The organism is Mesobacillus jeotgali, assembly GCF_031759225.1.
Lineage (GTDB): Bacteria > Bacillota > Bacilli > Bacillales > Cytobacillaceae > Mesobacillus > Mesobacillus jeotgali_B.
Window position 1 is genome coordinate 825,234 of record NZ_CP134494.1, and the last position, 12,228, is coordinate 837,461.

Consider the following 12,228-nt stretch of genomic DNA (forward strand, 5'->3'; position numbering starts at 1 on the left):
ATTTTGCATTGGCCTCCTTACGTACACTTGTTGCGGCCTTGCATGAAAAAGGACAGCCACCAAAGCTGCCCTTGATATCATTTATTGTGGAGTCGCCATTTATTGAATTCAAGAAACTCACGGAACTGGTCCTTCGTGATCCCGGAATCCATTGCTTCTTTTACAAGATTGACCCAGTCTGAATCCATGTTCTCTTTATCGGGTTGTTCATGGATCAGATGGTCCACTGGCACATTCAGTACTCCAGCGATCTTTTCTAAAAATTGGATTGAAGGATTCGTTTGAAGGTTTCGTTCCAGTGAGCTTAAATAGGATTTTGCCACGCCAGCTTGTTCTGCCAATTCGGATAAGGACATTCTTTTCTCTTGTCGAAGTTTTTTGACGCGTTCACCAATCACTGTTATCCACACACCTTATCAATTTATAGTTATATCATAACAAATCTGATAAAATAGTTCCATATTAAGAACACCTTATAGAACAATTATAACCACACACCAAGTTTTTTTGCTTCACTTTTAGGAAAAAACAAGTTGGGAAAAAACTCGCAGCTTTTATATCGGCAGTTGCAGTTGAAAGTTGTAGCTGATTTTATGAAGTTTTTATGGCCAAAGACTATTGTATTCAAACGGACTTAAAAAAGGTAAAATGGTAGCAATCAGACAAGGTACGGTGATGTGTTGTGCAGAAAAAGTATTTATTGATCTATGAAGAAATCGCGAAACAAATCCAGGGAGGAAATTATCCTCCTAAAACAATTTTGCCATCCGAAAATGAATTTGCGGACATGTATCAAACTTCTAGGGAAACCATCCGCAAAGCGCTGAATCTGCTTGCCCAAAATGGCTTCATCCAAAAAATCCGCGGCAAAGGTTCACTTGTACTCGATTTGAAAAGGCATCAGTTTCCGATTACTGGATTGATCAGTTTTAAAGAACTGGCAGAGAATATGGGCGGTAAGGCTAAAACGACGGTGGAGGATTTCACTCTCGAGCTGGCCGGCCAGGAAATTGCGCGGGAATTGAATGTTGATGATGATGAAAAGGTTTGGAAGGTAAAAAGAGTACGGCATATTGATGAAGAACGAGTGATTCTCGATAAGGATTACCTGGTAGAAAGGCATGTGCCAGGGCTGTCACGCCAGAAATGCGAGAACTCGATATTTGAGTACATTGAAGGGCAGCTTGAGAAGAAAATCAGCTTTGCAAAGAAAGAATTCACCGTGGAGGAGCCGAGCGCCGAAGACCGTGAACTTCTCGATATGCAAGGATTCCATGCAATCGTCATCGTGAAGAACTATATCCATTTTGATGATGCCACTCTGTTTCAATATACTGAGTCAAGGCACCGTCCCGACAAGTTCCGGTTCGTTGATTTTGCCAGGCGTATGGATACTCAATCTATATAAAAAAGAAGCTGCCATTAATGTTGCCGGATGAACCAGGCAATATAATGGCAGCTTTTATTAGAATTCCGCGTCCTGCTCCAGCTCGTCAGACGACGCTGTTCTTAATGCTTCGGATACTTTCCGACAAGATGTATGGCACTGATGATCCTTTTATTGATCCAGGCTCTGTTTTCCTGGGTATTAAGCTGTTCATAGACCATCTTCCGGCCGTCTTCTGTAGTGACATAGTGACTTGGAAGAGTGTTCAGGCTGATGGCGATGATATCGTTCCGGCACTTCTGGCAATTGCAGAAAGTCTGGTAATCCGGGCTCATCATCAGCACATTGACAAGCGTAGAAACGACCTCTTCCATTACATTGACATAACTAAAGTTCATGATGCCTCTCTCCCTATTGATGTCCTAAGTTAAATTATAGTTGAATGAAGGAAATATAAAATGTTTTTTTTATCTTTGGTATAAGATAGGTCTAATTGCATGTTTTTATACAAAATTATGGAAGTGGTTTCAGGATGTTTCATAGTCTGAGGACAGGGAATTTTAAATAGTGGAGAATTTTTAAAAAGGAGATGTTGAAATTATGGGTAAAAAAATTGCCTGTTTAATAACCGATCTATTTGAAGATGTGGAGTATCTTGAGCCTTCACGCGCTTTTACAGAAGCCGGACATGAAGTTATGACAATTGAAAAAGAAAAAGGGAAGACAGTAAAAGGCAAGCAAGGCAAAGCAGAGGTCAAGATCGACGAAAGCATCGACAACGTCAAGCCGGAAGATTTCGATGCACTGTTCATACCAGGCGGCTTCTCCCCTGACCAGCTTCGTGAGGACGAGCGGTTCGTGGAATTCGCCAAGTATTTCATGGATGAGAAGAAACCGGTATTTGCGATATGCCATGGTCCACAGCTATTGCTGACAGCCAAGACTCTCGAAGGCCGAGGCGCAACAGGTTACAAGTCCATCCGCGTCGACATGGAATACGCCGGAGCGAAATACATGGACAAGGAAGTCGTCGTCTGCTGCAACCAGTTGGTGACCAGCAGAGAACCGAAAGATATTCCAGCGTTTAACCGTGAGGCTCTTAAAGTGTTGGAAAAATAATTGAAAGAACCCTTTTGCTGAGGCAGAAGGGTTTTTTATTTTGAGATGAATAGTCTTTGGAACTGGAAAAAAACGCAGAAAATTTCCAGTTCGCCAATAAAGTTTGATTATCGCCAATAAATAGGGACAAATCGCCAATAAAACTGAATTTTCGCCAATAAACGGAGTGAAATCGCCAATAAAATTATATTTTCGCCAATAAAGTTTTGTGGTAGCTATATATTCAGTTCAATTTTCTCACATCAACCCACAACCAGTTCATTTTGCTCCTATCTTTGTATAATATATTATAAGAATGACGTTGAATCAGGGAGATGAAGGAATGATTGTTTTAAAATCGGCACGAGAGATTGAAAATATGAAGGAAGCTGGAAAGTTGCTTGCTTCTGTCCATAAAGAGCTGCGCAAAATCATCAAGCCAGGGGTTACAACCTGGGAAATTGATGAGTTTGTGGAGGATTTTTTGAAAAAGAATGGTGCGACTCCGCAGCAAAAAGGATATCGGAACTATCAGTATGCAACCTGCGCAAGCATCAATGATGAGGTTTGCCATGGATTTCCGCGGAAAGAAGCGCTCAAGGATGGCGACATTGTCACGATCGACATGGTCGTCAACCTGAACGGGGCTCTTGCTGATTCTGCCTGGAGCTATGCAGTAGGCAATATCAGCGAACAGTCGCAAAAACTGCTGGAAGTGACAAAAGAGGCATTATACCGCGGAATTGCCGCATCAGTGCACGGCAACCGTGTTGGTGATATCAGCCATGCGATCCAGTCCTATGTTGAGGGCGAGGGATTTTCGGTTGTGCGTGAATTCATCGGCCACGGAATCGGTTCTGTGATCCATGAGAAACCGGATATCCCGCACTATGGTCTGCCGGGAAAAGGTCCGCGCCTCAAAGAGGGCATGGTGTTCACGATCGAACCGATGGTCAATGTCGGGGAGTGGAAAACGAAGATGGATGACAATGGCTGGACAGCAAGGACAGTGGACGGCAAGCTGTCTGCCCAGTATGAGCACACAATCGCGATCACAAAGGATGGTCCGGTCATTTTAACTGAACAGGATTAATAACTGCATCGGGCTGAACCAAAGTTGGTCCGATTAATAAAAGTCCATCGGGTCGAACCATAGTTTGATACGATTCTATCATGATAGGAAAAATAAACTTCGGGCTGAACTAAAGTTTGGCCCGATTTTTTCATGACAGGTGAAAAAATTTTTCATTCTCTGCAAATAACGATGAAATTTTTTTGGTAAAATAAAGTCGACAGAAAAGGGGGCGGAAATATGGCCAGCGAACTAAATGGACAAAATGTTGTCGTTAAAATAAACGCCATCTACTCATCGCTTTCCTCCAAAGAGAAGGCGGTTGCAGATTACATATTGAAAAATACGCAAGAAATCATTCATCTATCGATCACCGAGTTTGCGGAGTATGCTTCTGTTGCTGAGGCGACGATTTTCCGCTTTTGTAAAAGGCTGGGATTCAGGGGCTATCAAGCTTTCAAAATTGCTCTGGCGAGTGAACTAGTGGAACCGATCAAGAATATCCATGAAGAAATAAAGGAAGAAGACGAGGTTGTAACCCTTGCGGAAAAAGTGTTCGCCGGACATATCGAAGCGATGAAGGAAACGCTGAATCTTCTGGATGCCAAAGTACTTGAAAGTATCATCGATGTTCTAGGCAAGGCTACGAGAATCGATTTTTATGGATCAGGCGGGTCATCGGCGATTGCGCTTGATGCCTATCATAAATTCCTGCGGACAGGCATTCATTGCAATGCCCATAGTGATGGCCACCAGCAGATCATTTCAGCAGCGCTGCTCGGCCCGGGGCAGGCGGCAATCGGCATTTCGCATAGCGGCAGTAATAAAGATGTCATAGAAGCATTGAAAATAGCAAAAGCTAACGGTGCAGCGACCATCGCGATCACGGGCCATTACAAGTCGCCTTTGTCAAAAGAAGCGGATTACGTTCTCTATACCACATCACGGGAAACTCTATTCAGATCCGAGGCCTTGGCTTCAAGATTGGTTCAGCTGAGCCTAATTGACGTGCTTCATGTTGCAGTATCCGTAACAAGGCAGGAACAAACGCTAGGCAACCTGCAGAAAATAAGAGAAGCCATTTCGATTAAAAGATATTAGTCTTGAAAATTATTTTCATAAAATAGATATACATATGAAAAAATATTTGATACTATCATGTTATAAGAAAAGCACTTTTCGTGAATACACATATCCAGTCCGGAAAAACATTCGAAAAGACGCTAACTAAAAGGAGTGCATCGAAGTGAAACTAGGAATGGTTGGCCTTGGCAAAATGGGCTATAACTTAGTATTGAACCTGATGGAAAACGGCCATGAAGTTGTGGCGAATGATATTAATGAAGAAGCAATGCAGAAAATCAAAGCAGAAGGCGCCGAAATTGCAGCTGATTATCAGGCAATGGCGGACATGCTGCCAAAGCCGCGCGTGATCTGGCTTATGATTCCTGCCGGAGAATTGATCGACCAGGTGATCGAGAAGTTCACACCATACTTGGAAGAAGGCGACATCCTGATTGATGGCGGAAATTCAAACTATAAGGATACATTAAGACGTGCTGAAAAGCTTTCTGCAGCCGGCGTCCACTTTATGGACGTGGGAACGAGCGGCGGAATGGAAGGCGCTCGCAATGGTGCCTGCACAATGATCGGCGGCGATGCAGAAGTTTTTGCTCATGTTGAGCCTATCTTCAAGGACATTTCGATTGAAAACGGCTATCTTTACACTGGGAAGGTCGGAAGCGGCCACTTCCTGAAAATGGTGCACAACGGGATTGAGTACGGAATGATGCAGGCGATCGCTGAAGGTTTTGAGATTCTTGAAAAAAGCCCATTCGATTATGACTATAAAGAAGTTTCTCGTGTATGGAACCATGGATCGGTCATCCGCAGCTGGCTGATGGAACTGATGGAAAATGCCTTCTCCAAAGAGCCTAAGCTTGAAAGTATCAAGGGCGTAATGCATTCATCTGGTGAAGGAAAATGGACAGTTGAAACAGCGTTGGATCTGCAAACAGCAGCACCAGTCATCGCGCTTTCATTGATGATGCGCTACCGCTCACTTGAAGACGACACGTTCACAGGAAAAGTTGTCGCAGCATTGCGAAACGAATTCGGCGGACATGCTGTCGAAAAGAAATAAAACATGAAACCAGGTTCTCCTCGAAAAGAGGAGGACCTTTTTTGTTGTTCATAAAATTATCCTTTTTTGCAAGATGGCTACATTGCTTTTTCCGTTATAGTGGAAGTGAATACGGAAAATGGGGGCGCGGAACGTGAAGACAAAGTGGTATTTCTTTTTCCTGACGACGGTTGCCGTTTCGGCAATGATCTATGCTTTTCTGGGAGTGAAAGGGGAAGAGTCTGTTGAAATCGGCGTCCTGATGATCGGCGAAAACCGCTATGAGAAATTAACAGGCCTGGAAGCAGGATTGATGGATCTGGGATACAGCGCGAAGAACATCCATTTTACCGTGAAAAATGCCCATGATGATGAAGAGAAGATTGGCAAGCATATTGATCAGCTGCTTAAGGAGCAGCCTGATCTGATCGTGACACTTGGCGGAATTGAAACTCTTCGTCTAAAGGAAAAAATGGATGAAGGCAATATCGACATTCCGGTTGTTTTTGCAGGCCTTGCCGCGCCGAAGGAACTGGGATTGATAAAAGATTACAAGTCTCCGGGTGGAAATTTTACCGGAATCAATAATTACCATGCCAGCATTTCGGGCAAGCGTCTCGAAATGCTTACCGCACTTGTGCCGGCCATTGACAGGGTGCATGTGATTTATGACAGTAAGATTGATGTCAGTAAATTGAGCCTTGAGGAAACGAGGAGTGCAGCCAGGGAATTGGGTGTGGACATTGCACCTTGTGATGCTTCAAAGGACTGTCTGGATACTCTATGGAATTCGTCCGGCAAAAGAGAGGCCATCCTCGTCCTGCCGAGCTTCAGGATTGAGTCATTGACAGATGAAATAGTCATGCTGACAAAGGAGAAGAAAATCCCGGCAATGGGTCTGTATGATTTTGAAGCGGAAAAAGGGCTGCTGGCGAGCTACGGATCCAGCTTTTATTCACAGGGATATCAGGCTTCTAGATTCGTCAGCTTGATTTTGCAGGGAAACAAGCCGGGGGATTTGCCTGTTGAACTGCCAGATGGCATAAGGTTTGTCGTCAACCAGCAAACGAAGGACGCACTGGGCGTCAGCTATAATCAAGACTTGCTGCATATCGCCGACCTGATCCACCCTGAAGTGCAGGGAGGGAGCAAGTGATGAAAATTTTGATGGATTTCATGCATTCGCAGACCATCCGTAATAAGGTGCTTGTGTTTGGAGTGGTCATGTCGACGATTCCGCTGCTGCTCCTCAGCCTGTATTATTACTCTTTTGTAAAATCAGACCTCGAAACAAGGATTCTTGAAAAACAGCATCTGGTGCTCGAGAATCTATCGCGGGAAATACAATACGAATTCAGCCAGACATTCCAGCGAATCCATGTCCTTGCTTCTCTGAATCTATTGAATAAAGAACAAAGTGCTTTGTATGAGCTACTGCAGCAAAGCGAATCGATCGAAGAGGTCATTATCGCGGATGACAAAGGCTTTGTCGAGAACCGGGTGTCCCGCTACGAGCTCAATATCGCCGGCGATATGGAACGGTGGTTTACGGACGATATGTGGTTCCAGCTGCAAACCCGAGACAAGGTATACGGTCAGGTGGCATTCAACCAGTATGACCAGCCTGTCATGAAACTGGCGATTCCTTTTTATGAAGGCGACAGCAAAAAAGCAATCGGAGTCACGGTCCAGCTCCAGAAAATCATCGGGAAAATTTCTTCGATGCGCCAGGACCACTCTTCTTATATTTATTTGCTGGATGACAAAGAACGCGTCATCGCCCACCAGGATTACAGCAAGCTCTGGCAAAAGCAAACATCTGGCGGCCAGGATGAGCTAGGGGTTACGGCAGAGATTGAGGATCTGGACTGGGTGCTTGTGATGGAGCAGCCGAAAGCAACGGCATTCGCTCCGATCAACAGGATGTTCCAGAACGGAATCGGTGCGGTTGCGTTGCTGATTTTAACCGTCAGCCTGATCAGTGTTTGGGCAGGGCTTTATTTTACAAGGCCGATCGTTTCGATTGACCGGGAGATGAACAAATTGAAGCAGGGAGTGAAAATCAGCCCGGTTAGAATGAAACGCACCGATGAGCTTGGAAAATTGGCTGACTCTTTTAACGACATGAGCAAGGAACTGCTCGAAAAATCTAGATTGCTAGAGCAGGAGAAGGAAAGGCTCGATGTGGTAGTGAACGGAATTGGAGCCGGGCTTGCGCTCGTGACGAAAGAATACCGGATCACCTGGATGAACCCGATTTTAAAAGAGTGGCTGAAAGAGGATAGGCTCACGCTGCCATGTTATGCGGTGATCGGCGGGGAGAATGCTCCATGCCTGAACTGTCCGATTACTTGTCCGGACCTAGATAAAATCGCCGATGAAGTCATGAAGTCCAAGGATGGTGCCAATGGCGAGCGGATCTTCAGGCACAGAGTGTTCCCGCTGAATCACGCGATTGAGGAAGAAGGGGAATTCCTCGTCGTGCTCGAGGACATCACCGAGCAAAAACAGATGGAAGAAACGATGATCCAGACGGATAAACTGAGCGCGCTCGGCATCATGGCATCGAGCTTTGCACACGAAGTCAACAATCCGCTGGCAACGATCAATGTATATGCGGAGGATTTGATTGACAGGATTCAGGCCGGGGACGAGGACCTCGATGAAGAAGAGATGGAGCATTATCTTCGTAAAATCAAGGAAAATACCGAGCGCTGCAAACGGATCACCGGAAACCTCCTCAATTTTTCCCGTAAGAATGATTGGACAGAAGATCGAATTCGCGTCAGGGAAATCATCGAAAACAGCATCAGCCTTGTCGAGCACCAGCTGAAAAAGCAGCGCATCCAGCTTGAACTCCGAGTCGCGGAGGGGCTGCCGCTGGTTAGCGGAGATGGGCTTAAGCTGATGCAGGTCATAGTCAACCTGATCAATAACGCGGTCGATGCGATGGAAAGCGAAGGTAAACTTGTTGTATCGGCGAATGGCACTGTTGACGGGAAGGTATCGATCGAAGTGACCGACAGCGGCCACGGGATTCCTGCCGAAGCAATGGATAAACTATTCGATCCGTTTTTCACAACTAAGCCGATCGGCAAAGGAACCGGGTTAGGTTTATCCGTTTGCTATGGCATCATCCAGCAATTTGGCGGGTCGATCACGATTGACAGCAAACCTGCAGAAGGAACAACAGTGGAAATCCAGCTGCCCGCAGAGCGTTCGATGAGAGCAGGGCTTGGTGTAGAAGACCAGGCAATGAAAATGGACGAAAAAGTGGAAGATCAGGCAGTGAAAACGGACGAAATAGTGGGCGGCCAGGTAATGAAAACGGACGATACAAGTAATTACGGAAACACAGAATTAGAAACAACGGAGGTGGGCTACGATGTCAGCAACAAGATTGTTGGTCGTTGATGATGAACAGGATTTGCTTGAGCTTTTGGAGAGGAGGCTGAAGCGGAAAGGTTTCGACGTGGACAGCGCAGGCACGGCAGAGGATGCCCTTGAACTCGTGAAAAAGAATGAATATGACATCGGCGTTTATGACATCCGCCTTCCCGGAATGGATGGCATCGAGCTGTTAAAAGAAACCAAAAAAATCCAGCCTGATATCGAAGTGCTGATCCTGACAGGGCATGGGACGATCGATACCGCGATTGAAGCGATGAAGGTGGGCGCCTTCGATTACATCACTAAGCCTTATAATCTATCAGAACTGGAACTGACGATAGGAAAGGCTTCGGAAAATAAAGTGCTCAAAGAGAAGAATGATTCGATGAAAAAAATCATCGCCCAGCATAATGAATTCAACATCATCGGCGACAGCGCCAATTTTAAGGAAGTGCTCGAGATGACGCGAAGGATTGCCGACAGCGATGTGCCTGTCCTGATTGAGGGCGAGAGCGGCACCGGGAAGGAGCTGTTTGCGAAGGCCCTCCATTATTGGAGCAGCCGAGCTGATGAACCATTCGTGCCTGTGAACTCTGGTGCGCTGCCGGAACATCTGTTGGAAAGCGAGTTGTTCGGGCATGCCCGCGGTGCTTTTACCGGAGCGAGCCAGGATAAGAAAGGTTTAGTCGAAGCGGCGAAAGACGGGACACTATTTCTGGATGAACTTGGCGAAATGCCGCTTGCTCTTCAGGTGAAATTGCTGCGTTTCCTTGAAACAGGCGAATTCCGTCGCGTCGGTGATGTCCGCGAGCGCCATGTGACCGTTCGCGTTGTCGCCGCAACGAATCGGGATATGGAAAAAGAAGTCGCCGAAGGACGTTTTCGCGAGGACCTTTATTACCGGTTGAATGTTGTAAAACTGACGATTCCGCCACTGCGGGAACGGAAAGGTGATTTACCCGCGCTGATAGAGCACTTTATTGTGAGGACGAAAGACCCGTCGAAGCAGTTGTCGACAGAAGCATTTGCCGCGCTGGAGCAATACGATTTTCCGGGAAATGTCCGCGAGTTGAGTCACCTGATCGAACGCGGCGTGCTGCTATCGAAAGGAAGCTTGATAGAAGCGGACAATCTGCTTTTACCGAAACAGGTAGCTGTTACCGCCGCTTCCGTTGATGGGGCGACCAGGCTCTGCTCACTTGAAGAAGTCGAAAAAGTGCACATAGAGAACGCCTTAAAGCAGATGAATTGGAACAAAACGAAAGCAGCAGACGTGCTCGGCATCAGCGTCCGGAATCTTTATCGGAAGATTGATCAATATGGGTTGAAAGAGTAGTGAGTTGGGGTGCGGCGAACTGGAAAAAAACGCTCATAATTACCAGTTCGCCAATAAAAATTGATTTTCGCCAATAAATGGATTGAAATCGCCAATAAAAAATTTTTTTCGCCAATAAATCGGAAAAATCGCCAATAAAGTTGTGAACTTCGCCAATAAAATTGTTCACAATTACATAAGCAGGTAATCTTAATGCAATTATCGAATGATTAGGAGAATATACAGAAGGAGTGAAGCTTTTGATAGCGAAAAATCGGTCCATTCCAAAAGAAATAAGGATTTATGAGGCAATTGTAAGGCGATTACCGGTAAATCATCCACGAAAAACAGAATTCGAGAACAAATTATCCAGGAAACGGGCAGGCTATAAAGGTGAAAAAGAATTAGATTACCATGTTTCACAAATAGACCATTCTAAGTTCACAATCTTGCATGATATTAGAATCCCCTATAATGAAACTCACTTCCAAATCGATACCCTATTTATCTCCAATTCCTTCATCATACCAATTGATTCCAAGTATTATGCCGGGACGCTCGAATTTTACCCTGAATTCAACCAAATGATCCAATATTTAAATGGTAATGAAAAAGTTTACCCTGACCCCATCCTCCAGACAAAAATACAAGGCCGGCAGCTCAAAGCCTTTCTAACAAGTCATCAATTTTCTCCACCTCCGTTTGAACCGCTGGTTGCTATCACCAATTCACAAGCCTTGATCAAGAACCCTACCAAAAATAAAGAAGTCAGCCAAAGAGTATTCAAATCCCCGGGCATTTTTTATAAAATCAATCCGTTTCTAGAAAAATATCATAAAGAGATAATCACAAATCAAGATATAAAGAAAATGGTCAAGCTTTTATTGAGAAAACATACACCCTATCTTCCAGAATTAAAAGAACTTCCTTTTAGTGACTTCCAGAAAGGAGTGGAGTGTCCAGCCTGCCATACAATCGGCATGGAAAGATTTCATGGTCTATGGGGTTGCAAGAAGTGCGGCCATACTTCAAAGGACGCACATGTTGCCGCATTGAAAGATTTCTTTCTCATCAATGGGCCGTCGATTTCCAACGCACAATTCAGCGATTTCCTCAACATCTCATCCATCCACCAGTCAAAAAGGCTGCTTTCGGCGCTGGACCTTGAAAGCACCGGATCCACAAAAGGACGAATCTACACCCCGGACAAGAACTTTCGGTTATGGGAATGATCAATTGCTCGGAAATTTGCTCATCGAAGCGTACGCCAATCATACACACCAAGCTGTAGTGTCACATGCCAAAATGGAACACCATGCTAAATTGTTACATGCCAATATTAGAACACGACGCTAAATTGTCACATGTCAAAATTACAGTACCATGCCAAAATGTCACATGCCAAAATTGCAATACCATGCCAAAATGTCACATAACCAGCGGATGAGATCGAGCCAAAAGTTCGATTTCATCCGCTTTTTCTCGTTCACAAAAGTGTCACGATTCCCCTCGCTCCTTACTCCCACAAGCACTCCACCGAGCTATACTCCTGAAAATCAGCCATACCCAAAAAGTTGGCACGCAGCTTGCATTATAAATAAGCAAGAAAACTAGAAAAGGAAGTGGCGACATGCTATCCAATATTGGCATTCCTGGTTTGATCTTGATCCTTACTTTGGCGCTGATCATCTTCGGTCCGAAAAAGCTGCCTGAAATCGGCAGGGCGTTCGGACAGACGCTGAAGGAATTCAAGAAATCGACTCGTGAACTGACAAGTGATATCACTGACGATATCGCGGATGACCTTAAGGAAATCAAGAAAGAAATCTAAACGCATAAAAAGA

12 protein-coding genes are annotated in these 12,228 nt (G+C 45.1%); 10 read left to right on the forward strand and 2 right to left on the reverse strand.

Features of this window, described 5'->3' with window-relative positions; translation table 11 throughout:
- Positions 1 to 77: 77 nt before the first annotated feature.
- Positions 78 to 398, reverse strand: coding sequence for a helix-turn-helix domain-containing protein (locus RH061_RS04160; protein ID WP_023625726.1), 321 nt, complete (start codon positions 396 to 398; stop codon positions 78 to 80).
- A gap of 284 nt (positions 399 to 682) precedes the next feature.
- Here RH061_RS04160 and treR point away from each other — a divergent pair, with 284 nt between their 5' ends.
- Positions 683 to 1,408, forward strand: a complete 726-nt coding sequence (gene treR, locus RH061_RS04165) for a trehalose operon repressor (protein WP_311074166.1) — start codon at positions 683 to 685, stop codon at positions 1,406 to 1,408.
- A 101-nt stretch (positions 1,409 to 1,509) separates the two neighbouring features.
- Here the strand turns inward: treR and RH061_RS04170 are convergent, their stop codons facing one another.
- On the reverse strand, positions 1,510 to 1,785 hold the full coding sequence (locus RH061_RS04170; RefSeq protein ID WP_311074167.1) for a late competence development ComFB family protein: 276 nt from the start codon (positions 1,783 to 1,785) through the stop codon (positions 1,510 to 1,512).
- 202 nt (positions 1,786 to 1,987) lie between these two features.
- On the opposite strand from RH061_RS04170, the gene RH061_RS04175 reads away from it, so the two are divergent.
- The 9 genes from RH061_RS04175 to tatA all read left to right on the forward strand — a co-directional run bounded on the left by RH061_RS04175 (position 1,988) and on the right by tatA (position 12,215).
- The gene (locus RH061_RS04175; protein ID WP_311074168.1) at positions 1,988 to 2,506 is read left to right on the forward strand and encodes a type 1 glutamine amidotransferase domain-containing protein; all 519 of its coding nucleotides are present in this window, start codon (positions 1,988 to 1,990) and stop codon (positions 2,504 to 2,506) included.
- 322 nt (positions 2,507 to 2,828) lie between these two features.
- On the forward strand, positions 2,829 to 3,578 hold the full coding sequence (gene map, locus RH061_RS04180; RefSeq protein ID WP_311074169.1) for a type I methionyl aminopeptidase: 750 nt from the start codon (positions 2,829 to 2,831) through the stop codon (positions 3,576 to 3,578).
- Positions 3,579 to 3,797: 219 nt separating this feature from the next.
- Positions 3,798 to 4,658: a MurR/RpiR family transcriptional regulator gene (locus tag RH061_RS04185; RefSeq protein WP_311074171.1), complete on the forward strand. Its 861-nt coding sequence runs from the start codon at positions 3,798 to 3,800 to the stop codon at positions 4,656 to 4,658.
- A 145-nt stretch (positions 4,659 to 4,803) separates the two neighbouring features.
- Positions 4,804 to 5,700 carry a phosphogluconate dehydrogenase (NAD(+)-dependent, decarboxylating) gene (gene gnd / locus RH061_RS04190; RefSeq protein ID WP_311074172.1) on the forward strand — a complete coding sequence of 299 codons (897 nt, stop codon included), beginning with the start codon at positions 4,804 to 4,806 and terminating at the stop codon, positions 5,698 to 5,700.
- A 133-nt stretch (positions 5,701 to 5,833) separates the two neighbouring features.
- A complete protein-coding gene (locus tag RH061_RS04195) occupies positions 5,834 to 6,835 on the forward strand; it encodes an ABC transporter substrate-binding protein (protein WP_311074173.1) in 1,002 nt (333 codons plus the stop codon).
- Positions 6,835 to 9,093 carry an ATP-binding protein gene (locus tag RH061_RS04200; protein ID WP_311074175.1) on the forward strand — a complete coding sequence of 753 codons (2,259 nt, stop codon included), beginning with the start codon at positions 6,835 to 6,837 and terminating at the stop codon, positions 9,091 to 9,093. The genes RH061_RS04195 and RH061_RS04200 overlap by 1 nt, the downstream gene beginning before the upstream one ends.
- Entirely contained in the window at positions 9,065 to 10,405 is a 1,341-nt protein-coding gene (locus RH061_RS04205) for a sigma-54-dependent transcriptional regulator (protein ID WP_311074178.1), read from the forward strand. Before RH061_RS04200 ends, RH061_RS04205 begins: the two co-directional genes overlap by 29 nt.
- Positions 10,406 to 10,644: 239 nt before the next feature.
- Positions 10,645 to 11,616, forward strand: a complete 972-nt coding sequence (locus RH061_RS04210; protein ID WP_311074179.1) for an NERD domain-containing protein — start codon at positions 10,645 to 10,647, stop codon at positions 11,614 to 11,616.
- Between the two features lie 398 nt (positions 11,617 to 12,014).
- Positions 12,015 to 12,215: a twin-arginine translocase TatA/TatE family subunit gene (gene tatA / locus RH061_RS04215; protein ID WP_192469611.1), complete on the forward strand. Its 201-nt coding sequence runs from the start codon at positions 12,015 to 12,017 to the stop codon at positions 12,213 to 12,215.
- Positions 12,216 to 12,228 lie beyond the last annotated feature (13 nt).